Here is a 24,398-nt window from a genome sequence, read left to right on the forward strand (position 1 = left end):
AATGGACTGAAAACACTCAGTCTTTATCGATTCGGCTGGCAACGGCGCCCTGCTGATCGCGATACTTTGCATCCTGACGACGGTTGTAAGGTCGCGCCGCCGGACCAGAAAGCGGTTCGAAGCTTAATGCGCCAATCGGCATGCCTGGACGCAAGGCCAGAGGTAGTTTCCCGGAGTTGTAAAACTCCAGTACGATGCAGCCAGACCAGCCCGGATCGATGCGGTGTGCGGTGACGTGTACCATCAGTCCCAGACGCGCCAGCGAAGAACGTCCATCTAACCAACCGACGAGATCGGAAGGCAGCGTCACGGATTCGAACGTCACTGCCAGCGCCAGTTCGCCCGGGTGCAGGAAAAACGCCTCGCCGTCTTTAAGGACGATTTCATCACTCATCACGCGATCCAGCGCGGCGCTGACTTCATCTTTCGGCCCGCTCAAATCGATATACGCCGCCGTATGACCGCGGAACGTACGGAATTTGTTGCCAAGGCGCACATCTACCGTGGCGCCGTTGATTCGCTCGACAGGAGGGCGTGGATTGATCGACAGGCGACCTTCATCCAACCAGGCTTCAATATCTCGGTCACATAAACGCATGGCACTTTCTCCTTTCGTGCTTCAACCCCTTAATGCCAGGTGCGTTAAGGGTGAACCAGGTTATCACTGAACGGTACACAATTCGCTGAACTTATTCAAAGAACTGACTGATTTTAGCCTTCAGAATATCGATGGCGATGCGGTTTTTACCCCCGCGCGGCACAATGATGTCGGCGTATTGTTTTGAAGGCTCAATAAATTGCAGGAACATCGGGCGGACGGTTTTCTGGTATTGCGCCATCACAGAATCCATTGAACGACCACGTTCGTTCACATCCCGCTTGATACGGCGCATCAGGCAAATATCCAGCGGCGTATCGACAAAAATAGAGAAGTTCATCTCATCGCGCAAACGCGCATCCGTCAGCAGCAAAATGCCTTCCAGGATGATGACTTTTTTGGGTTCGATGTGAATAGTGTCTTGCGTGCGCGTATGCTCAACGTAGCTGTACACAGGCAGCTCAATGGCACTGCCGCGTTTCAGAGTTTGCAAATGTTGGAACAGCAGGCTGTGATCCATCGCGTTCGGATGGTCGTAGTTGGTTTTTACACGTTCTTCCATCGACAGATGGCTTTGATCTTTGTAATAGCTGTCTTCGGGAATAACGCCAATATGTTCGTCACCGACTTGTTCACGCAATTCGCGATAAAGAGTACTGGCAATAAGACTCTTGCCGGAAGCCGATGCGCCGGCAATGCCGATAATGACGCACTGATGGGACTGATCAGTCATAAATTTAGCGACCTGATTAACCTGGATGTAAGGAAGGGCGGCGCCGAAACGCCAAACGCGGCAATTATAGGGATTTCAGCAGCGCGATGCCAGCCCAGCCTGCACCAATGCTGTCCCTGTCGCAAATTTAAACGGTCATATTTAAAGCATGCGCTACATTTATTCATCAGACTTAGTAATTAATAGCTTGAGAGTGTTAATTTATGAGCAGCTGGCGTATAAATTGTAAATTATTTGTACTAGCATAATCCCAGATTAAATGTGATGCGTCCGGCATCTCTACTGGGCGACACCGGCTATTTGGGTAGAGTGGTAATGAGTAAACAATCCCAACATGTTTTAGTTACCTTACCTCATCCTCTACTGCGCCTGGCCAGTTTAGGTCTGGTGGCTTTCATCTTTACGCTGTTCTCGCTGGAACTGTCTCGATTCGGTGCACAACTGGCGCCGCTGTGGTTTCCGACCTCGATCATGATGGTGGCTTTTTATCGTCATGCAGGAAAAATGTGGCCAGGAATCGCGCTGGCGTGCTCATTTGGTAACATCGGGGCTTCTTTACTCTTTTTCCCCGGCGAGTCGCTTAGCTTTACCTACACAGCCATCAACATTATTGAGGCTGTCGTTGGGGCAATGTTATTGCGCAAACTACTGCCCTGGTACAATCCCTTAAAAAATCTTAACGACTGGGCACGCCTGGCGTTCGGCAGCGCCGTTGTCCCTCCGCTATTGGGTGGTTTACTATTGTGGTTACTTTTACCGCGGGAAACGTCGTTAAATACTTTTCTTATTTGGGTGCTTTCAGAATCCATCGGCGCGCTAGCGCTGGTGCCGTTAGGTTTACTGTTTAAGCCACATTATTTGCTGCGCCACCGCAATCCGCGATTACTGTTCGAGACGTTAATTACGCTCCTGGTAACCCTAACGTTCAGTTGGCTGTCCATGATGTATCTTCCATGGCCTTTTACCTGCGTAATCGTCCTGTTGATGTGGAGCGCTGTGCGTCTGCCGCGCATGGAGGCGTTTTTAATTTTCCTCAGCACCGTGATGATGGTTTCGCTGATGCTTGCCGCCGACCCTTCGCTGCTCTATACCCCCAAGCCCAATATGATGACGGATATCCCCTGGCTGCCGTTTTTGATGATTTTGCTACCAGCCAATATGATGACCATGGTGATGTATGCGTTTCGGGCCGAACGCAAGCACATCTCAGAAAGCGAATCGCGCTTTCGCAACGCCATGGAGTATTCGGCAATTGGCATGGCGCTGGTCGGTACCGAGGGGCAATGGCTACAGGCCAATAAAGCCTTGTGCCAGTTTCTGGGCTATAGCCAGGATGAGCTGCGTTCGCTCACCTTCCAGCAATTAACCTGGCCGGAAGATCTGAATAATGACCTCGAACAGTTGGAGATGCTGACTCGCGGTGAAATCAACAGCTATTCCATGGAAAAACGCTATTACACCCGCGAGGGCGAGGTCGTCTGGGCCTTGCTGGCGGTGTCACTGGTACGTCATAGCGACGATACCCCACTCTACTTTATTGCGCAGGTTGAAGACATTAACGATCTGAAGCATACCGAGTGGATCAACAAACGGCTGATGGAGCGCATCACGCTCGCTAATGAAGCCGGGGGGATCGGCATTTGGGAATGGGAACTGCAGCCTGATGTGATCAGCTGGGATAAGCGTATGTTTGACCTCTACGAAGTCCCTGCGCATATCAAACCCAGTTGGCAAGTCTGGTATGAGTGCGTTGTACCTGAAGATCGCGAACACGCCGAAAATGTGATTCGCGATTCGCTGGCCGCTCGGGCTCCCTTTAAGCTTGAGTTTCGTATTGCGGTAAAAGATGGCATCCGGCACATCCGCTCTCTGGCTAACCGGGTGCTGAATAAAGACGGCGAAGTTGAACGCTTACTTGGCATCAATATGGATATGACAGAAGTAAAGCAGCTCAACGAAGCGTTGTTCCAGGAAAAAGAACGTCTGCACATTACGCTGGATTCCATCGGCGAAGCGGTTATTTGTATTGATGTCGACATGAATGTGACTTTTATGAACCCGGTCGCCGAGAAAATGAGCGGCTGGCAGCAGGAAAGCGCGATCGGCATTCCGCTCCTGACGGTGTTGCGAATTACTTTCGGCGATAACGGCCCGCTGATGGAAAATATCTACAGTGCAGACATGTCGCGTACGGCCATCGAGCAGGAAGTGGTGTTGCATTGTCGCAACGGCAACAGTTATGACATTCAGTACAGCATCACCCCCCTCAGCACTCTCGATGGCGGTAGCATTGGCTCGGTGCTGGTCATTCAGGATGTCACCGAGTCACGTAAAATGCTGCGCCAGCTTAGCTACAGTGCCTCGCATGACGACCTGACGCAGCTGGCAAATCGGGTCAGCTTTGAAAACCATCTCAAGCAGTTGCTGCATACGGTACACGACGCACACCAGCGTCATGTGCTGGTTTTTATCGATCTGGATCGCTTTAAAGCGGTGAATGATAGCGCAGGCCATGCCGCGGGCGATGCCCTGCTGCGTGAACTCTCTTCGCTGATGCTAAGCATGCTGCGATCCAGCGATATGCTGGCGCGCCTTGGCGGCGATGAGTTTGGCCTGCTGCTGCCAGATTGTAATATCGAAAGCGCCCGCTTTATCTCAGGTCGTATCATCAGCGCGGTTAACGATTACCACTTTATGTGGGAAGGCCGTTTGCACCGTATTGGCGCCAGCGCGGGGATTACGTTGATTGATGAGAAAAACCATATCGCGACCGACGTTATGTCTCAGGCGGATATCGCCTGCTACGCGGCGAAAAACAGCGGACGTGGACGAGTGTGCGTCTATGAACCCCAGCAAAGCCAGGCCCATGCCTCGCGTAGCCAACTGTCGCTGGACGAACAAAGACACACCATCACACACAACCCCATGCTGATGATCGCCAGAGGCGTGGCTTCACCGCGTATCCCAGAGACGTTTAGCTTCTGGCTGATATCGTTACGCTTAGGGACCGCAGAAGGCGAAGTGATTGAAGAGCACACTTTCCGTAATGGGCTGGTCGATCCCGCGTTGAATCAAGCGCTCGACCGGCGGGTATTCAGCGAATTCTTCCAGAATGCTGCTTCGGCTGTCGCCAGCAAGGGCCTCAGTATTGCCCTGCCCCTTTCAGCCGCCGGGCTGCTCAATTCAGAACTTATAGATGAGCTACTGGATCAATTGCAACACAGTCCGTTACCGCCACGGTTGCTGCATCTGACCGTTCCGGCTAGCGCCATCAAAACCAATTCAACGCAGGCGATATCCGCCCTGCATCGGCTACGTCAGTTCGGCTGTCGAATTGTGTTAAGCCAGGTCGGTCGTGATTTAGAGCTTTTTGACAACCTGAAGTATCACATTGTCGATTACCTGTTGCTCGACAGCGAGCTAAGCGCCAGCGCTCACGGCGACCTGATTGATGAAATGTGGGTGTCCATTATCCAGGGCCATGCCCAGCGCCTGGACATTAAAACCATCGCTGGCCCGGTGCAACTGCCGCTGATCATGGATGCACTTTCAGGCATCGGTATCGACATGATTTATGGCGATATTATTGCCGATGCCCAACCGCTGGATCTGCTACTGAATACCAGTAATTTCGCCATCAACTGACGGATTCCAGCCATCCGTATACCAGATATGCAAAAGCGCATAGGAGCGCCAGGGCTTCCAGCGCTCGGCATAGCGTCGGATCTGCGCTGGCGTCATGCCGGGAAAACGCTGTTTAATCAGGTAATCATCCGGCAGAAAAACATCTTTCGCCTGCCAACCACGTAGCGCGAAATAGTTGGCGGTCCAGCGTCCTATCCCGGGAAAGGTTTGTAGCTGCTTAACGCCTTGCTCAATATCGTCCGGGACTGTTGTCGCAAGCGTGCCCTCAAGCGTTGCGCGAGCAAGGTGAATCAACGCCTCAGCGCGTTTGAGCGGCATGCCTAACGCTTTCAGGTCCAGCGGATCTGCGTTAGCAAGCGCTTCAGGCACAGGAAAACAAACGTACCCCGGCGCATCTTCCAGCGTATCCCCATAAGCGTGCGCTACTTTCGCCGTCAGTTTCGCTGCCATCGCCACGCTGACTAACTGGCCTAAAATTGCCCGTACCCCTTGCTCAAACGCATCGACACATCCCGGCAGGCGCAGTCCCGGACGCGCCGCACCGAGGTTGCCCAGCGCGCTGACAATTTGCTGCGGGCAACAGGCAAGATCGAACAAGCGTGTTATTTTTGCCAGGCACTCGGAGGCTACCGGTTGCAATCCTGAGCTTAACGTCACGTGTAGCACGTTGGCGTGCAAATCTGGTACGACGCGCACCAGACCATGATGCTTCCCTATGGACAGGCTTCTGGCATAACTCAGTTCTTCTACAGTTTCGATACCTTCAACCGCACGGGCGGCAAGAAATCCCAGCATCCAGGGCCAGTCATAAGGCGGTTGCCAGCTCAGCGTGAACATTCGGTTTTCCTTTTTAAGCAAACCTACAGCATAAACGGTATTCAACTGATGCGCCTTGCTTTCATATTCCAGTTGTCGGAGCGTCAACATTTCGTTAAAGTCACGCCCCTTCTTCACTGGCATGGGGATTTTTACGGTGTTTATTGGTTTTGACTACGGTACGGCAAACTGTTCAGTGGCCGTTATGCGTGACGGGCAGCCTCACCTGCTCAAAATGGAAAATAACAGCACGCTTCTGCCCTCAATGCTTTGCGCACCAACGCGCGAAGCGGTCAGCGAGTGGCTGTATCGCCACCACGACGTCCCGACCACGGACGATGAAACGCAGGCGCTGCTTCGCCGCGCAATGCGCTATAACCGCGAAGAAGACATTGACGTTAACGCCAACAGCGTGCAGTTCGGTCTGGCGTCGCTGGGTCAGTATATTGAAGACCCGGAAGAGGTGTACTTCGTTAAATCGCCAAAATCATTTTTGGGTGCCAGCGGTCTGAAGCCGCAGCAGGTTGCGCTGTTTGAAGATCTGGTCTGCGCGATGATGCTGCACATACGCAACCAGGCGCAAAACCAGTTGCCGGAAGCCATCACTCAGGCTGTTATTGGTCGTCCCATCAACTTCCAGGGGTTAGGTGGCGATGACGCCAACGCCCAGGCGCAAGGTATTCTTGAACGTGCGGCCAAACGCGCCGGTTTTCAGGATGTCGTCTTCCAGTACGAGCCGGTAGCGGCGGGGCTGGATTACGAAGCCACTTTGCAGGATGAGAAACGCGTGCTGGTGGTGGATATTGGCGGGGGTACGACCGACTGTTCACTGCTGCTGATGGGGCCGCAATGGCATCAGCGCGCCGATCGCGAAAACAGCCTGCTGGGACACAGTGGCTGCCGCGTAGGCGGGAACGATCTGGATATCGCGCTGGCGTTTAAACACCTGATGCCACTGCTTGGTATGGGCGGCGAAACTGAAAAAGGTATCGCTTTACCTATTCTGCCCTGGTGGAACGCGGTCGCAATCAACGATGTTCCCGCGCAAAGTGATTTCTACAGCAGCGCCAACGGTCGATTGCTCAACGATCTTGTCCGCGACGCGAGAGAAGCTGATAAAGTCGCTCTGCTGCTTAAAGTCTGGCGCGAGCGTCTGAGCTATCGCCTGGTACGCAGTGCAGAAGAGAGCAAAATCGCGCTTTCCGATCAGGCCATTGTTACGGCGGCGATACCGTTTATCAGCAACACGCTGGCAACCGATATCAGTCAGTACGGACTGGAAGCTGCGCTCAACCAGCCACTGGCGCGCATTCTTGAGCAGGTTCAGTTGGCGCTGGAAAACGCGCAGGAAAAACCGGACGTGATTTACCTGACCGGCGGCAGCGCGCGTTCGCCGCTGATTAAAAAAGCACTTGCCCAGCAGCTTCCGGGGATCCCGATTGCAGGTGGCGATGATTTCGGTTCCGTTACCGCCGGACTGGCCCGCTGGGCTGATGTTGTTTTCCGCTAAGCCGCTCGCAAGCTGAAAGGTGTACGTATTGACATCACCGTTGCTGTGGCTTATTTTCAGGAGTGAGGGTTAGGGAGGGTTTCCCCTCCCCCTGGTGTCTTAGTAAGCCGGTAAGCTAATGACTAAGAGTATCACCAGTATGATGACCTGCTTCATCATAACCCTTTCCTTATTTTGGCCCCTTCCTCGGGAGGGGCTTTCCCGTTCCAGCGTCCCGCTGAAATCTCTGGCTTTCCTCCTTTTTGCCTTAAACGCACTCTAGCGCACTATTTCTTCTTCAGCGTTTTCAGCGCTTAATGTTGCGTAACGCCTCGCAAAGCCGCGTCAGCATTCAGACGAATCCCGACAGTGTTTCATAATTCCTCCATTTTTCTCCCTTGTTCGCTGGCTAAACTAGTATCATTCCGCGAATCGTTTCAGGATGAGAAACTTATAACAATGAAAGGCAGTAAAAAATCCCGCTGGGTGATAGCAATCGCGATCGTCGTGGCCACCGTCGCCGCCATCTGGTTCTGGCATAGCCGCAGCGGCTCCCAGGAAACCGCACCGGGCGCGACCAAACCCGCGCAGAATGCGCCAGGTTCAGGGCGGCGTGGAATGCGCTCCGGACCGTTAGCTCCCGTCCAGGCTGCCACCGCCGCCGTTGAAGCCGTTCCGCGTTATCTGACAGGGCTGGGTACCATTACTGCCGCAAATACCGCTACGGTACGTAGTCGGGTAGATGGTCAGCTCATCGCCTTGCACTTCGAGGAAGGACAGCAGGTGAAAGCCGGCGACCTGCTGGCAGAGATAGATCCCAGCCAGTTCAAAGTCGCTCTGGCTCAGGCGCAGGGACAACTGGCAAAAGATAAAGCCACGCTGGCGAATGCCCGTCGCGATCTTGCCCGTTATCAACAGCTGGTAAAAACCAATCTGGTCTCCCGCCAGGAGCTGGATGCCCAGCAGGCACTGGTAAATGAAACGTTAGGGACAATCAAAGCTGATGAAGCCAGCGTCGCCAGCGCTCAGTTGCAGCTCGACTGGAGCCGGATAACCGCCCCTGTTGATGGTCGTGTCGGTCTGAAACTGGTCGATATCGGCAACCAAATTTCCAGCGGCGATACCACCGGTATCGTCGTTATTACGCAAACGCATCCTATCGACCTGATATTCACTTTGCCTGAAAATGACATTGCTACCGTAATCCAGGCGCAAAAATCGGGAACGCCGTTAAAGGTCGAAGCCTGGGACCGAACCAATTCGCAAAAGCTGAGCGAAGGCATCCTGCTCAGTCTCGACAATCAGATTGATGCCACCACCGGAACCATTAAAGTTAAAGCCCGCTTTAACAATCAGGATGATGCTTTATTCCCTAACCAGTTCGTTAACGCTCGCATGCTGGTCGACACACAACAAAATGCCGTTGTGATCCCAACAGCTGCCCTGCAAATGGGCAATGAGGGCCATTTTGTCTGGGTACTGAACAGCGATAACAAAGTGAGCAAACATCTGGTTAAACCCGGTATTCAGGATAGCCAAAAAGTGGTGATCTCCGCTGGATTGTCCGCAGGCGATCGGGTCGTAACCGACGGCATTGACCGCCTGACGGAAGGCGCAAAAGTCGAAGTCGTTGAGGCGCACGATGCCTTAGCGACGGGCGAAAAAACTGCGCCACGCGGATACAGCAAAAAAGGAGCCAACTCCTGATGCAGGTGTTACCTCCGGACAACACAGGCGGGCCATCGCGCCTGTTTATTCTGCGCCCCGTCGCCACCACGCTGCTGATGGTGGCGATTATGCTTGCCGGTGTTATCGGTTATCGCTTCCTGCCGATCGCCGCCTTACCCGAAGTCGATTACCCCACGATCCAGGTTATTACGCTCTATCCCGGCGCCAGCCCGGACGTCATGACCTCGGCAGTCACCGCGCCGCTTGAGCGTCAGTTCGGACAGATGTCAGGCTTAAAACAGATGTCCTCGCAAAGTTCCGGCGGCGCATCGGTAGTAACACTGCAGTTCCAGCTCACGCTGCCGCTGGACGTTGCTGAACAGGAAGTCCAGGCTGCGATTAACGCCGCCACCAACCTGTTACCGAACGATCTGCCTAACCCGCCGGTGTACAGCAAGGTAAATCCGGCGGATCCACCGATCATGACGCTGGCGGTCACCTCCAGCGCCATGCCGATGACGCAGGTGGAAGATATGGTCGAGACCCGCGTCGCGCAGAAAATATCCCAGGTTTCCGGCGTCGGTCTGGTGACGCTGTCCGGTGGACAACGTCCAGCAGTGCGCGTGAAGCTTAACGCACAGGCTATTGCCGCTCTCGGTCTGACCAGCGAAACCATCCGTACGGCCATTACCGGCGCTAACGTCAATTCGGCAAAAGGGAGTCTTGATGGCCCAACGCGTGCCGTTACCCTTTCAGCCAACGACCAGATGCAGTCCGCAGACGAATATCGTCAGCTCATTGTTGCCTATAAAAATGGTGCGCCGGTTCGTCTGGGCGATGTCGCCACTGTCGAACAAGGTGCAGAAAACAGCTGGCTGGGCGCATGGGCCAATAAGCAACAAGCTATAGTCATGAATGTTCAGCGCCAGCCTGGAGCGAACATCATCTCCACGGCAGACAGTATCCGCCAGATGCTGCCGCAGCTCACCGACAGCCTGCCCAAATCAGTTAAGGTCAGCGTACTTTCGGATCGTACGACCAATATTCGTGCGTCTGTTGCTGACACCCAGTTCGAGCTGATGCTGGCGATTGCGCTGGTAGTCATGATTATCTACCTGTTTTTGCGCAATATTCCGGCGACTATTATTCCCGCCGTCGCCGTTCCGCTATCGTTAATCGGTACCTTCGCGGTAATGGTGTTTCTTGATTTCTCTATCAATAACCTGACCCTCATGGCGCTAACCATCGCGACAGGCTTTGTGGTGGATGACGCTATCGTGGTCATCGAGAATATTTCACGCTATATCGAAAAAGGCGAAAAACCGCTAACTGCCGCCCTGAAAGGTGCAGGTGAGATTGGGTTTACCATCATCTCTCTGACATTTTCACTGATCGCCGTGCTAATCCCGCTGTTGTTTATGGGGGATATCGTGGGCCGGTTGTTCCGTGAGTTTGCCGTTACGCTGGCCGTGGCGATTCTGATTTCCGCCGTCGTATCACTTACCCTCACGCCGATGATGTGCGCGCGTATGCTTAGTCAGGCCTCGTTACGTAAGCAGAACCGCTTTTCCCGCGCTTCGGAGCGAATGTTCGATCGCATCATTGCCGGGTACGGACACTGGCTGGCAAAAGTGCTTAACCACCCGTGGCTGACGCTGGGCGTGGCACTCGGCACGCTGGCGCTGAGCGTCATGCTCTGGGTGTTTATTCCAAAAGGATTCTTCCCGATACAGGATAACGGTATCATCCAGGGCACGCTGCAGGCACCGCAGTCAAGCTCGTTTGCCAGCATGGCCCAGCGTCAGCGTCAGGTTTCAGATGTCATCCTTCAGGATCCGGCGGTAGAGAGCCTGACCGCTTTTATTGGCGTGGATGGTACGAATCCGGCACTGAACAGCGCACGTTTGCAAATCAATCTTAAACCGCTGGATGAGCGCGACGATCGCGTACAGAAAGTGATCGCGCGGCTACAGGACGCGGTTGACAGAGTACCCGGCGTCGACCTTTATCTTCAGCCCACCCAGGATCTGACGATTGATACCCAGGTCAGCCGGACGCAATATCAGTTTACGCTGCAAGCAACGTCACTGGATGCCCTCAGCACCTGGGTTCCACAACTGTTAGCAAAACTACATCAGCTACCGCAACTGTCCGATGTCAGTAGCGACTGGCAGGATAAAGGCCTGGTGGCGTATGTGAACGTCAATCGCGACAGCGCCAGCCGTTTAGGCATCAGCATGGCGGATGTCGATAACGCTCTGTACAACGCCTTCGGCCAGCGACTGATTTCAACCATTTACACCCAGGCAAACCAGTATCGCGTGGTGTTAGAGCATGACACTAATAGTACGCCGGGACTTGCCGCGCTCGACACTATCCGCCTGACCAGTAGCGAAGGCGGCGTGGTACCGCTCAGCGCGATAGCAAACATTGAACAGCGTTTCGCCCCACTGTCGATTAACCATCTCGATCAGTTCCCGGTCACCACCATCTCGTTCAACGTGCCGGACGATCATTCACTGGGCGATGCGGTGCAGGCGATTCTGGATGCCGAAAAAACGCTTAACCTGCCCGTGAATATTACCACCCAGTTCCAGGGCAGCACGCTCGCTTTCCAGGCCGCGCTGGGTAACACCATCTGGTTGATTGTGGCTGCGGTTGTCGCGATGTATATCGTGCTCGGCGTGCTGTATGAGAGCTTTATTCACCCGATTACCATTCTCTCCACGCTACCCACGGCGGGCGTCGGGGCGCTTCTGGCGTTAATGATTGCCGGGAGCGAACTGGACGTCATCGCGATTATCGGCATTATTTTGCTCATTGGTATCGTCAAGAAAAACGCCATCATGATGATCGACTTCGCCCTGGCTGCAGAGCGCGAACAGGGCATGGCACCGCGCGAAGCCATCTTCCAGGCGTGTCTGCTGCGTTTTCGCCCAATTCTGATGACCACGCTGGCAGCACTGCTCGGCGCCTTGCCGCTGATGTTAAGTACCGGCGTAGGTGCCGAATTACGCCGCCCATTAGGAATTGGTATGGTCGGCGGGCTGCTGGTAAGCCAGGTATTAACCCTGTTTACCACCCCGGTGATTTATCTGCTGTTTGACCGTTTGTCGCTGTATGTGAAAAGCCGCTTCCCGCGCCAGGAAGAGGAAGCGTAAATGAAATTTTTTGCGCTTTTCATTCATCGTCCGGTGGCGACCATTCTCATTTCGGTAGCGATCACCCTGTGCGGGATACTGGGCTTTCGTCTGCTGCCGGTCGCTCCGCTGCCGCAGGTGGATTTTCCGGTGATCATGGTCAGCGCCTCGTTACCGGGGGCGTCGCCTGAGACAATGGCATCATCCGTTGCCACCCCGCTGGAGCGCTCGCTGGGGCGCATCGCGGGCGTGAACGAAATGACGTCGAGCAGTTCGCTTGGCAGTACGCGCATTATTCTCGAATTTAAATTCGACCGCGACATCAATGGCGCGGCGCGGGATGTTCAGGCCGCAATTAACGCGGCGCAAAGCCTGCTACCAAGCGGAATGCCAAGCCGACCAACGTACCGCAAAGCCAACCCTTCCGATGCGCCAATCATGATCCTGACGCTCACATCGGACACTTACTCGCAGGGTGAATTATACGATTTCGCATCAACTCAATTAGCGCAGACCATCGCGCAAATCGACGGAGTGGGCGATGTAGACGTTGGAGGCAGCTCTTTGCCTGCCGTGCGCGTAGGGCTCAATCCGCAAGCGCTGTTTAACCAGGGCGTGTCGCTGGACGACGTACGTAGCGCAATTGACAACGCCAACGTGCGTAAGCCGCAGGGCGCTATCGAGAATGATGCCCATCGCTGGCAGGTACAAACCAACGATGAGCTGAAAACCGCCGCCGAATATCAACCCATTATCATTCACTACAACAACGGCGCTGCAGTGCGGCTGGGCGACGTTGCGTCTGTAACTGACTCGGTGCAGGACGTTCGTAACGCGGGGATGACCAATGCCAAACCGGCCATTCTGCTGATGATCCGCAAACTGCCGGAAGCCAATATTATTCAGACGGTAGACAGCATTCGCGCCAAATTACCGGAGTTACAAACGATGGTCCCGGCCGCCATCGATCTGCAAATCGCTCAGGACCGTTCGCCGACTATTCGCGCCTCACTGGAGGAAGTCGAACAGACGCTGATTATCTCCGTTGCGCTGGTTATCCTGGTGGTCTTTGTTTTCCTGCGCTCCGGGCGCGCGACCCTGATCCCCGCGGTAGCGGTTCCGGTCTCGCTCATCGGGACGTTTGCCGCCATGTATCTGTGTGGATTCAGTCTGAACAACCTGTCGTTGATGGCGTTAACCATTGCCACAGGATTTGTCGTTGATGATGCCATCGTGGTGCTGGAAAATATTTCCCGTCACCTGGAAGCGGGAATGAAGCCGCTCCAGGCGGCGTTACAAGGAACGCGTGAAGTGGGATTCACGGTGCTCTCCATGAGCCTGTCGCTGGTGGCGGTGTTCCTGCCGCTACTGTTAATGGGTGGATTACCTGGGCGCTTGCTGCGCGAGTTTGCCGTCACGTTGTCGGTTGCTATTGGTATCTCGCTGCTGGTATCGCTGACCTTAACGCCAATGATGTGCGGCTGGATGCTTAAATCGAGCGCCCCGCGCGAACAGTCCCGGAAACGGGGTTTTGGTCGTGTGCTGGTCGCGCTGCAGCAAAGTTACGGCACTTCGCTTAAATGGGTGCTGCGCCATACGCGACTGGTAGGCGTGGTGTTACTTGGCACCATTGCGCTGAATATCTGGCTTTATATTTCCATCCCCAAAACCTTTTTCCCGGAGCAGGATACGGGCGTATTGATGGGGGGGATCCAGGCCGACCAGAGCATCTCTTTCCAGGCGATGCGCGGCAAACTGCAGGATTTTATGAAGATAATCCGCGACGACCCGGCGGTGAATAACGTCACCGGCTTTACCGGTGGTTCACGGGTTAACAGCGGGATGATGTTTATTACCCTCAAGCCACGCGGTGAGCGCCATGAAACCGCTCAGCAGGTGATCGACCGCCTGCGTGTCGCGCTTGCCAAAGAACCCGGAGCAAACCTGTTTCTGATGGCGGTGCAGGACATTCGCGTCGGCGGTCGTCAGGCCAACGCCAGCTATCAATACACGCTGTTGTCAGATGACCTCGCGGCACTGCGCGAGTGGGAACCGAAGATCCGTAAGGCGCTTGCCGCCCTGCCCCAACTGGCGGACGTCAACTCCGATCAGCAGGACAATGGCGCGGAGATGAATCTGATTTACGATCGCGACACCATGTCTCGTTTGGGGATCGATGTTGCCGCCGCCAACAGCCTGTTGAATAACGCTTTCGGACAACGGCAGATTTCAACTATCTATCAACCGATGAACCAGTACAAAGTGGTGATGGAAGTCGATCGACGTTACACCCAGGACATCAGCGCGCTGGATAAAATGTTCGTCATCAACAATGACGGTAAGGCCATCCCGTTATCGTACTTTGCAAAATGGCAACCGGCGAATGCCCCGCTGTCGGTGAACCATCAGGGCTTGTCCGCCGCCTCAACCGTGTCGTTTAACCTGCCGACAGGGTCTTCACTGTCCGAAGCGACAGAGGCCATCAACCGAACCATGACCCAGCTCGGCGTCCCGTCCACGGTTCGCGGTAGCTTTGCCGGAACGGCACAGGTATTTCAGGACACCATGAACTCACAGGTGATCCTGATTATTGCCGCCATCGCCACGGTCTACATCGTGCTGGGTATGCTGTATGAAAGCTATGTCCATCCGCTGACCATTCTCTCCACGCTACCTTCGGCTGGCGTCGGAGCGTTGCTGGCACTGGAACTGTTCAATGCCCCGTTCAGCCTAATCGCCCTGATAGGGATCATGCTATTAATTGGCATTGTGAAGAAAAACGCCATCATGATGGTCGATTTTGCGCTGGAAGCGCAGAGAAACGGTAAGCTGCAGCCGGAAGAAGCTATCTTCCAGGCCTGCCTGTTGCGCTTTCGCCCAATAATGATGACCACGCTGGCGGCGTTGTTTGGCGCGTTGCCGCTGGTGTTATCCGCAGGGGATGGCTCCGAACTGCGCCAGCCTTTGGGGATAACCATTGTCGGTGGGCTGGTTGTGAGCCAACTCCTGACGCTGTACACCACGCCCGTGGTCTATCTCTTTTTCGACCGTCTGCGTCTGCGTTTTTCGCGTAAAAACAGCAAACCGGTAGCAGAGTTATGACAGAACTTCCCGACAGCACCCGCTGGCAACTTTGGATTGTGGCATTCGGCTTTTTTATGCAGTCGCTGGATACCACCATCGTTAATACCGCGCTTCCCTCAATGGCGGCAAGCCTCGGGGAAAGCCCGTTACACATGCATATGGTCATTGTGTCATATGTTTTAACCGTTGCCGTGATGCTGCCCGCCAGCGGATGGCTGGCGGACAAAGTTGGCGTGCGTAATATCTTCTTCACCGCCATTATCCTGTTTACGCTTGGCTCGCTGTTTTGTGCCGGGTCCAGCACCCTCAACGAGCTGGTGATGGCGCGCGTCTTACAAGGCGTTGGCGGTGCGATGATGGTGCCGGTCGGCAGGCTAACGGTGATGAAAATCGTCCCGCGTGAGCAATATATGGCGGCGATGACGTTTGTCACTTTGCCCGGTCAGATTGGTCCTCTGCTGGGGCCGGCATTAGGCGGGATTCTGGTTGAGTACGCCTCCTGGCACTGGATATTTTTGATTAACATTCCGGTTGGTATTGTCGGCGCTATAGCGACGTTAATGTTGATGCCCAACTACACCATGCAAACCCGACGCTTCGATCTTTCGGGATTCGCGATGCTGGCGGTCGGCATGGCGGTACTGACGCTGGCGCTCGATGGCAGTAAAGGAACTGGCCTCTCCAGTATCACGCTGGCGGCGCTGGTTATCTGCGGGGTGTTGGCTATTGCGCTGTATCTGAAACACGCCCATCGAAATCCACGCGCGCTGTTCAGCCTGAATCTGTTTCGCACACCAACCTTCTCGCTGGGGCTGTTCGGCAGTTTTGCCGGACGCATCGGCAGCGGCATGCTGCCGTTTATGACGCCGGTGTTTTTACAGATTGGTCTCGGTTTTTCACCTTTTCATGCTGGGCTGATGATGATCCCAATGGTGCTGGGTAGTATGGGTATGAAGCGCATTGTGGTACAGGTCGTTAACCGCTTTGGCTACCGTCGCGTACTGGTCGCCACAACGCTTGGCCTGTCGCTGGTCAGTTTGCTGCTGATGACCACCGCGCTGCTCGGCTGGTATTACGCTCTCCCCTTCGTGCTGTTTTTACAGGGAATGGTCAACTCAACGCGCTTTTCATCCATGAACACCCTGACGTTAAAAGACCTGCCTGACGCTCTCGCCAGCAGCGGCAATAGCCTGCTGTCGATGATCATGCAACTGTCAATGAGTATTGGGGTGACCATCGCGGGCCTGCTGCTAGGTATGTTCGGTCAGCAGCATATTGCCATCGATAGCGGTAGTACGCATACCGTCTTTATGTATACCTGGCTGTGCATCGCCTTCATTATTGCGCTGCCCGCCATTATTTTTGCCCGCGTGCCGAACGACACGCAAACCAACGCGGTGATTTCACGGCGCAAAAGGAGCACCTGATGAAGTTCTGGCGGCCCGGTATCACCGGCAAACTGTTTCTGGCGATTTTCGCCACCTGCATCGTATTGCTGATCAGCATGCACTGGGCCGTACGCATAAGCTTCGAACGTGGTTTTATTGACTATATCAAGCACGGTAACGAACAGCGGCTGCAAATGCTTAGCGACGCATTAAGCGAGCAGTATGAGCAGCACGGCAACTGGCGGTTCTTGCGCAATAACGATCGTTTTGTTTTTCAGATCCTGCGCTCTTTTGAACACGACAACGACGATGATATGCCAGGTCCAGGCATGCCGCCGCACGGCTGGCGTACGCAGTTTTGGGTTGTTGATCAAAATGCCCACGTTCTGGTCGGTCCGCGTGCTCCGGTTCCCCGCGACGGTATGCGCCACCCTATCCGCGTCAACGGTAGCGAAGTGGGCGCCGTGATTGCCTCTCCCGTGGAACGCTTAACGCGGAATACGGATATCAATTTCGACATGCAGCAAAGGCGTTCCAGTTGGCTCATCGTCGCGCTCTCCACAATCCTGGCGGCACTGGCAACGTTTACGCTGGCGCGCAGCCTGCTGGCCCCGGTCAAGCGGTTGGTGGAAGGCACCCATAAACTGGCGGCAGGCGATTTCACCACTCGCGTTGCGCCAACCAGTACGGATGAGCTGGGCAAACTGGCGCAGGACTTCAACCAGCTCGCCAGTACGTTGGAAAAAAACCAGCAGATGCGTCGAGATTTTATGGCCGATATTTCTCACGAGCTGCGCACGCCGCTGGCGGTGTTACGCGGTGAACTGGAGGCCATTCAGGATGGCGTACGCCAGTTTACCCCTGACTCCGTCGCCTCGTTGCAGGCTGAAGTCGGTACCCTCACCAAGCTGGTGGACGATCTTCATCAGCTCTCTATGTCTGACGAAGGCGCGCTGGCTTACCAGAAAACCTCGCTGGATCTTATTCCCCTGCTGGAAGTGGCAAGCGGTGCATTTCGTGAACGCTTCGCCAGCCGTGGACTGACGATACAACTTTCGCTCCCCGACAGCATGACGGTGTTTGGCGACAGGGATCGTCTGATGCAGTTGTTCAACAATCTGCTGGAAAACAGCCTGCGCTACACCGACAGCGGCGGCGGGCTGCACATCAGCGCCGAACAACGCGAGCGTATGGTTTTAATAACCTTTGCGGATTCCGCTCCCGGCGTAAGTGACAGCCAGTTACAGAAGCTGTTTGAGCGATTTTATCGCACCGAAGGCTCGCGTAACCGCGCCAGCGGAGGTTCCGGGTTGGGGCTGGCGATTTGCGTCAATATCGTACAGGCGCATAATGGTCTGATCCGTGCCGCCCATTCGCCTTTTGGCGGGGTTAGCATTACAGTAGAGTTACCGCTGGAACGTGATTTACAGAGAGATGTATGACTGAGTTACCCATTGATGAAAACACGCCGCGTATTCTGATCGTGGAAGACGAGCCCAAGCTGGGACAACTGCTTATCGATTATCTGCGGGCGGCAAGTTACGCGCCTACGCTCATCAGCCATGGCGATTTAGTGCTGCCTTACGTGCGTCAAACACCGCCCGATCTGATCCTGTTGGATCTGATGCTGCCCGGTACCGATGGCCTGACCCTGTGTCGGGAAATTCGCCGTTTCTCTGAAATCCCTATCATGATGGTAACCGCCAAGATAGAAGAAATTGACCGTCTGCTGGGACTGGAGATTGGTGCGGATGATTATATTTGTAAACCCTACAGCCCGCGCGAAGTTGTGGCTCGCGTGAAAACAATTCTGCGGCGTTGTAAACCGCAGCGCGAACTGCAACAAATGGATGCCGACAGCCCGCTGATTGTCGATGAAGGTCGCTTTCAGGCATCGTGGCGGGGGAAAATGCTCGACTTAACGCCGGCTGAATTTCGCTTACTCAAAACGCTGTCGCATGAACCGGGAAAAGTGTTCTCTCGTGAACAGTTGCTCAATCATCTCTATGACGATTACCGCGTCGTCACCGACCGCACCATCGACAGCCATATTAAGAACCTGCGACGCAAACTGGAGTCGCTGGATGCGGAGCAGTCGTTTATCCGCGCGGTCTATGGCGTAGGATATCGCTGGGAGGCGGACGCCTGCCGAATTGCTTAATGTCTTTAAAGGATGCATACATGAAAATGGACTTACGCTGCGGACCGTTACTGTTTTTACTGGCCTCAGGTTTTACCCACGCTGAAATCACCGAGCAGCAAATCAAAGCTGACTGTGCCAAAGTCCCGACCTACGCCAGCCAGGGCGAACAGTTCTACAAAGCTAAGAACTACGCAAAAGCGCGTGAAGCTTTTGAAAAGCAGGTCACCTGGAGCGAAGGCTGCCGCCTTGATGATAAAACCGTAGCGACGGCTTACAACAACGTGGCCCTGACCTGGATGCGCGAAGGACAATGGCGTAAGGCGCAGGCCTGGCTGATGATCAATCCCAATGATACGAAGTCGGTCTACAACCTGGGTCTTATCAAAGATAAGCTGGCCGCACTGCCAAAGAACGATTCTCCTGCCGGTGAATACTGGAACTACGCCGGTCTGGCATCCTGGGAAACGCTGGTCATTAAACCTACAGAGCATAAATCAGACTATCAGGTTGATTTTCAGGGTTATTACTTTGGCATGATGGCTCTTTATTATGGCCCAAACATGGGTGAATTCTCAGAACTGGTCACGCTGAAAAACGATAAAGGCGTGATCGCGCTCAGAGAGGGCGACTATATCCACTGCGATATCTCACTTACGGTCACGCCTGAGGGTATCGACGCCAGAACCGACGACCCGCAAAACTGCGGTTTCGGTATGAATGTCAGCGCCGACGGACACTATCTACGGGTTGATTGAGCCTACAAGGTTTACGGCATCTTCGCGCAGCGCTACAATGCCCGCCCTTAATATGGGGGCACTCCCCTAACCGCCTCATTGAGTGAGGCGAGTCTGACCTGTCATCAGAACGAGAAAATTATGTTTAAACCGGAACTCCTTTCCCCGGCGGGAACGCTGAAAAACATGCGTTACGCTTTCGCCTATGGCGCAGACGCTGTGTATGCGGGCCAACCGCGTTACTCACTGCGCGTACGTAACAACGAATTCAACCACGAAAACCTGCAGCTCGGCATTAATGAAGCCCATGAACTGGGTAAAAAATTCTATGTGGTGGTTAACATTGCCCCACACAATGCCAAGCTGAAGACCTTTATTCGTGACCTGAAACCGGTGGTGGAAATGGGACCGGATGCACTGATCATGTCGGACCCGGGTCTTATCATGCTGGTGCGCGAAAACTTCCCCGACATGGACATTCACCTTTCAGTACAGGCTAACGCCGTAAACTGGGCGACAGTGAAATTCTGGAAGCAGATGGGGCTGACCCGAGTGATCCTCTCTCGCGAACTGTCACTGGAAGAAATCGAAGAAATCCGCACTCAGGTGCCGGATATGGAGCTTGAGATCTTCGTTCACGGCGCCCTGTGCATGGCCTACTCCGGTCGCTGCCTGCTCTCTGGCTACATCAACAAGCGTGACCCAAACCAGGGTACCTGTACCAATGCCTGCCGCTGGGAATACAACGTACAGGAAGGCAAAGAAGACGTGGTGGGCAATATCGTGCATAAGTACGAGCCTATCCCGGTACAAAACGTTGAGCCAACGTTAGGTATTGGCGCACCGACAGACAAAGTCTTTATGATTGAAGAAGCCCAGCGTCCGGGTGAGTACATGACCGCGTTTGAAGACGAACATGGCACTTACATCATGAACTCAAAGGATTTGCGTGCCATTGCCCACGTTGAACGTCTGACGCAGATGGGCGTGCATTCGCTGAAAATCGAAGGCCGCACCAAGTCATATTATTACTGTGCACGCACCGCGCAGGTATATCGCAAAGCCATTGATGATGCCGCGGCCGGTAAACCGTTCGACCCGCAATTGCTGGAAACGCTGGAAGGCCTGGCGCATCGCGGTTACACCGAAGGATTCCTGCGCCGCCATACGCATGACGACTATCAGAACTACGAATATGGTTTCTCCGTTTCCGAGCGTCAGCAGTTTGTCGGCGAATTCACTGGCGAGCGTAAAGGCGAGCTGGCAGCCGTACTGGTGAAAAACAAATTCACCGTTGGCGACAGCCTGGAGCTGATGACTCCACAGGGCAACATCAACTTTACTCTCGAGCAGATGGAAAACGCGAAAGGCGAAGCGATGCCAGTTGCGCCAGGCGATGGTTACACCGTGTGGATGCCTGTACCGGAGGATATCGATCTGAATTATGCATTGTTGATGCGTAATTTTACCGGTGAGTCCACGCGCAACCCGCATGCTAAGTAGTTAATTACGGTTATTTTTCAGCGTTCGGAAGATTCTTAGAAATCGATCACATACCGTTTCGTTCATTAAGGGTATTATCGCTTCCGCTGAAAAACATAACCCATAAATGCTAGCTGTACCAGGAACCACCTCCTTAGCCTGCGTAATCTCCCTTACGCAGGCTTATTTTTTGCCTGCCGTTTAAACTCTGCGAGTCCCCCTATTCTATTCACTACTTTCAGGCGAAAAAAAACCGGGCATTATGCCCGGCTTATTAGGTGATTAGAAATTAATGTGCTGCTTCTGGCTTGTGCTTTTGCGCACTCTGGAAACCATAGGTCAGCTCATTTTTCTCTTTATCCAGCGCAACGGTCACCTGACCGCCATCCACAAGCGAACCAAACAGCAGTTCGTTAGCCAATGGTTTTTTCAGGTTATCCTGGACCACACGCGTCATTGGACGTGCGCCCATTGCACGGTCGTAGCCTTTCTCTGCCAGCCAGTCACGGGCTTCCTGACTCACTTCCAGAGAGACACCTTTCTGATCCAGCTGAACCTGAAGCTCTACGATAAACTTATCAACAACCTGATGAATCACCTCTGTAGAGAGATGATCGAACCAGATAATGTTGTCGAGACGGTTACGGAATTCCGGCGTAAACACTTTTTTGATTTCGCCCATTGCATCGGTACTGTTGTCCTGATGAATAAGCCCAATCGATTTACGCTCGGTTTCACGTACGCCGGCATTAGTGGTCATGACCAGCACCACGTTGCGGAAATCCGCTTTACGCCCGTTATTGTCGGTCAGCGTGCCGTTATCCATTACCTGCAGCAGCAGGTTAAAGACGTCCGGATGCGCTTTTTCGATTTCATCCAACAGCAGTACCGCATGCGGATGCTTAATGACTGCATCGGTCAGCAAACCGCCCTGGTCGAAACCAACATATCCCGGAGGCGCACCAATCAGGCGGCTAACGGTGTGGCGTTCCATATATTCGGACATATCAAAACGCAGCAGTTCAATACCCAGCGCTTTGGATAGCTGTACCGTGACCTCGGTCTTACCGACGCCAGTTGGTCCGGCAAACAGGAACGAACCGACCGGTTTATGCTCGTGTCCCAGACCGGCACGGCTCATTTTGATCGCTTCAGTCAGCGCCTCAATGGCTTTATCCTGTCCGAATACCAGCATCTTCAGACGGTTACCCAGGTTTTTCAGCGTATCACGATCGCTTTGCGAAACGCTCTTCTCCGGGATCCGCGCAATGCGGGCCACGACGGACTCGATATCCGCCACGTTGACGGTTTTCTTGCGCTTGCTGACCGGCATCAGACGCGCACGCGCGCCCGCCTCGTCGATCACGTCAATCGCTTTATCCGGCAGGTGACGATCGTTAATGTACTTCACCGCCAGTTCGACCGCTGCACGCACCGCTTTGGCGGTATAGCGGACATCATGGTGCGCTTCGTATTTCGGCTTCAGACCGTTGATTATCTGCACGGTCTCTTCGACCGATGGCTCAGTGACATCGATTTTCTGGAAACGGCGCGCTAACGCACGGTCCTTTTCAAAGATATTGCTGAACTCCTGATAAGTAGTAGACCCTATCACACGGATCTTACCGCTGGAGAGCAACGGCTTGATCAGGTTAGCCGCATCCACCTGGCCGCCCGATGCCGCACCCGCACCGATAATGGTATGGATCTCATCGATGAACAGAATGCTGTTAGTATCCTGTTCCAGCTGTTTCAGCAGCGCCTTGAAGCGTTTTTCAAAATCGCCGCGATATTTGGTACCCGCTAGCAGCGAGCCGATATCCAGAGAATAAAGGGTACAATCAGCCATAATTTCAGGCACATCGCCCTGGACGATACGCCAGGCGAGGCCTTCAGCAATCGCGGTTTTACCGACGCCAGACTCTCCCACCAGCAGCGGGTTGTTTTTTCTGCGACGGCACAGTACCTGAATGGCGCGCTCCAGCTCTTTGTCCCGGCCAATGAGCGGATCAATTCCGCCCACACGGGCAAGCTGGTTAAGGTTAGTCGTGAAGTTCTCCATACGGTCCTCCCCGCCAGCTTGCTCTTCGTTATTCGGCTGATTACCAGAGTCAGAAGACTGACTTGGTTCGTCTTTGCGCGTACCATGAGAAATAAAATTCACCACATCAAGGCGACTCACTTCATGCTTACGCAGCAGATAAGCCGCCTGAGATTCCTGCTCGCTGAAGATAGCGACCAGCACATTCGCGCCGGTAACTTCATTGCGCCCGGAGGACTGAACATGGAAGACCGCACGTTGCAACACTCGCTGAAAACTCAACGTTGGCTGCGTGTCGCGCTCTTCTTCACTGGCAGGCAATACGGGTGTGGTTTGTTCAATGAAGGCTTCGAGTTCCTGACGCAGCGCCACCAGATCCACAGAACACGCTTCCAGCGCTTCGCGGGCCGATGGGTTACTGAGCAACGCCAGTAACAAGTGCTCGACGGTCATAAACTCATGTCGGTGCTCGCGCGCTCTGGCGAAAGCCATGTTTAAACTGAGTTCCAGTTCTTGATTGAGCATAGGCACCTCCCCCAATATTTATGCCTGCATTCAGGCTTTTTCTAGCGTACACAGCAACGGATGCTCGTTCTCCCTCGCATACTTGTTCACCATCGCCACTTTGGTTTCAGCTACTTCGGCAGTGAATACGCCGCAGATCGCTTTACCTTGATAGTGAACTGCAAGCATCAGTTGCGTTGCACGTTCTACATCATAAGAAAAGAATTTTTGTAACACGTCAATAACAAACTCCATCGGAGTGTAATCATCATTGACTAATATCACTTTATACATAGATGGCGGTTTTAGCGCGTCGCGCAATTTATCTTCCGCCAGCAGATCGAAATCCAGCCAGTCGTTCGTCTTACCCATTGTCTGTCGTCATCTTCAGTTACGGTTTCCGGCAGAAAATCTTGCCGCTGACAAGCAGCCTATGCGCACAATCAATCTACCTCAAGTATTAGATAACTATCATCTATTAGTGCCATCCGCGACATCTGTCACATAACCGACAATAGCGTTAACTGCTTCAAATTTTGATGCATTTTTACCCTATTCCGTCTGCCTGGCGCTTGACGCCTCGCCTGATTTCTCTAAATTGTAGTTTCGAGAGTTGGCGAGGTTTTGAACAGCCCCCACTCCGCCACCGGTTCATTCCATCTTACTTATATAAGATTTACGAAGGATGTCGAAGTATGGAAACGGGTACTGTTAAGTGGTTCAACAACGCCAAAGGGTTTGGTTTCATCTGCCCCGAAGGCGGCGGCGAAGATATTTTCGCCCATTACTCCACCATTCAGATGGATGGTTACAGAACGCTAAAAGCCGGACAGTCTGTCCAGTTTGATGTCCACCAGGGGCCAAAAGGCAATCATGCCAGTGTCATCGTGCCTGTCATTGAAGCAGAAGCTGTCGCATAACTCTTCTGTCTCA

General features: G+C 53.8%; 17 protein-coding genes. 11 read left to right on the forward strand and 6 right to left on the reverse strand.

Annotated features, from left to right (window positions below; all coding sequences use genetic code 11):
• Nucleotides 1–16: 16 nt before the first annotated feature.
• Both dcd and udk read right to left on the reverse strand, forming a co-directional pair.
• The gene (dcd, locus tag OGV77_RS20360; RefSeq protein WP_003036774.1) at nucleotides 17–598 is read right to left on the reverse strand and encodes a dCTP deaminase; all 582 of its coding nucleotides are present in this window, start codon (nucleotides 596–598) and stop codon (nucleotides 17–19) included.
• 91 nt (nucleotides 599–689) lie between these two features.
• The gene (gene udk, locus OGV77_RS20365; protein ID WP_003036776.1) at nucleotides 690–1,331 is read right to left on the reverse strand and encodes a uridine kinase; all 642 of its coding nucleotides are present in this window, start codon (nucleotides 1,329–1,331) and stop codon (nucleotides 690–692) included.
• A 315-nt stretch (nucleotides 1,332–1,646) separates the two neighbouring features.
• Between udk and OGV77_RS20370 the strand changes: the two genes are divergently transcribed.
• Nucleotides 1,647–4,976: a diguanylate cyclase gene (locus OGV77_RS20370; protein WP_043017943.1), complete on the forward strand. Its 3,330-nt coding sequence runs from the start codon at nucleotides 1,647–1,649 to the stop codon at nucleotides 4,974–4,976.
• Here OGV77_RS20370 and alkA read toward each other — a convergent pair.
• Complete coding sequence (gene alkA, locus OGV77_RS20375; RefSeq protein WP_087051446.1) at nucleotides 4,944–5,813, reverse strand: DNA-3-methyladenine glycosylase 2; 870 nt, start codon at nucleotides 5,811–5,813, stop codon at nucleotides 4,944–4,946. The two genes, OGV77_RS20370 and alkA, sit on opposite strands and share 33 nt — an antisense overlap.
• A gap of 136 nt (nucleotides 5,814–5,949) precedes the next feature.
• On the opposite strand from alkA, the gene yegD reads away from it, so the two are divergent.
• Complete coding sequence (gene yegD, locus OGV77_RS20380; protein WP_043016889.1) at nucleotides 5,950–7,302, forward strand: molecular chaperone; 1,353 nt, start codon at nucleotides 5,950–5,952, stop codon at nucleotides 7,300–7,302.
• 99 nt (nucleotides 7,303–7,401) lie between these two features.
• Here the strand turns inward: yegD and OGV77_RS20385 are convergent, their stop codons facing one another.
• On the reverse strand, nucleotides 7,402–7,461 hold the full coding sequence (locus tag OGV77_RS20385; protein WP_109017525.1) for a type I toxin-antitoxin system Ibs family toxin: 60 nt from the start codon (nucleotides 7,459–7,461) through the stop codon (nucleotides 7,402–7,404).
• A gap of 279 nt (nucleotides 7,462–7,740) precedes the next feature.
• Here OGV77_RS20385 and OGV77_RS20390 point away from each other — a divergent pair, with 279 nt between their 5' ends.
• The 8 genes from OGV77_RS20390 to trhP all read left to right on the forward strand — a co-directional run bounded on the left by OGV77_RS20390 (nucleotide 7,741) and on the right by trhP (nucleotide 20,941).
• Nucleotides 7,741–8,988 carry an MdtA/MuxA family multidrug efflux RND transporter periplasmic adaptor subunit gene (locus OGV77_RS20390; protein WP_087051347.1) on the forward strand — a complete coding sequence of 416 codons (1,248 nt, stop codon included), beginning with the start codon at nucleotides 7,741–7,743 and terminating at the stop codon, nucleotides 8,986–8,988.
• On the forward strand, nucleotides 8,988–12,110 hold the full coding sequence (locus OGV77_RS20395; RefSeq protein ID WP_087051346.1) for an MdtB/MuxB family multidrug efflux RND transporter permease subunit: 3,123 nt from the start codon (nucleotides 8,988–8,990) through the stop codon (nucleotides 12,108–12,110). Before OGV77_RS20390 ends, OGV77_RS20395 begins: the two co-directional genes overlap by 1 nt.
• Complete coding sequence (mdtC, locus tag OGV77_RS20400; RefSeq protein WP_080624947.1) at nucleotides 12,111–15,191, forward strand: multidrug efflux RND transporter permease subunit MdtC; 3,081 nt, start codon at nucleotides 12,111–12,113, stop codon at nucleotides 15,189–15,191.
• A complete protein-coding gene (locus tag OGV77_RS20405; RefSeq protein ID WP_087051345.1) occupies nucleotides 15,188–16,600 on the forward strand; it encodes an MFS transporter in 1,413 nt (470 codons plus the stop codon). Before mdtC ends, OGV77_RS20405 begins: the two co-directional genes overlap by 4 nt.
• Entirely contained in the window at nucleotides 16,600–18,003 is a 1,404-nt protein-coding gene (gene baeS / locus OGV77_RS20410) for an envelope stress sensor histidine kinase BaeS (protein ID WP_087051344.1), read from the forward strand. Before OGV77_RS20405 ends, baeS begins: the two co-directional genes overlap by 1 nt.
• Nucleotides 18,000–18,722: an envelope stress response regulator BaeR gene (gene baeR, locus OGV77_RS20415; RefSeq protein WP_043016895.1), complete on the forward strand. Its 723-nt coding sequence runs from the start codon at nucleotides 18,000–18,002 to the stop codon at nucleotides 18,720–18,722. Before baeS ends, baeR begins: the two co-directional genes overlap by 4 nt.
• Before the next feature lie 26 nt (nucleotides 18,723–18,748).
• Complete coding sequence (locus OGV77_RS20420) at nucleotides 18,749–19,459, forward strand: tetratricopeptide repeat protein (protein ID WP_087051445.1); 711 nt, start codon at nucleotides 18,749–18,751, stop codon at nucleotides 19,457–19,459.
• Between the two features lie 120 nt (nucleotides 19,460–19,579).
• Nucleotides 19,580–20,941, forward strand: coding sequence for a prephenate-dependent tRNA uridine(34) hydroxylase TrhP (gene trhP, locus OGV77_RS20425; protein ID WP_043016896.1), 1,362 nt, complete (start codon nucleotides 19,580–19,582; stop codon nucleotides 20,939–20,941).
• 268 nt (nucleotides 20,942–21,209) lie between these two features.
• Here trhP and clpA read toward each other — a convergent pair whose 3' ends face one another.
• Together clpA and clpS are read right to left on the reverse strand one after the other, a co-directional pair.
• Nucleotides 21,210–23,486, reverse strand: coding sequence for an ATP-dependent Clp protease ATP-binding subunit ClpA (gene clpA / locus OGV77_RS20430; RefSeq protein WP_003036804.1), 2,277 nt, complete (start codon nucleotides 23,484–23,486; stop codon nucleotides 21,210–21,212).
• A gap of 30 nt (nucleotides 23,487–23,516) precedes the next feature.
• Complete coding sequence (clpS, locus tag OGV77_RS20435) at nucleotides 23,517–23,837, reverse strand: ATP-dependent Clp protease adapter ClpS (protein WP_003036810.1); 321 nt, start codon at nucleotides 23,835–23,837, stop codon at nucleotides 23,517–23,519.
• Nucleotides 23,838–24,160: 323 nt separating this feature from the next.
• Between clpS and cspD the strand changes: the two genes are divergently transcribed.
• Entirely contained in the window at nucleotides 24,161–24,385 is a 225-nt protein-coding gene (gene cspD / locus OGV77_RS20440; protein ID WP_003036813.1) for a cold shock-like protein CspD, read from the forward strand.
• Nucleotides 24,386–24,398 lie beyond the last annotated feature (13 nt).

The organism is Citrobacter sp. Ce129, assembly GCF_030334545.1.
Lineage (GTDB): Bacteria > Pseudomonadota > Gammaproteobacteria > Enterobacterales > Enterobacteriaceae > Citrobacter > Citrobacter europaeus.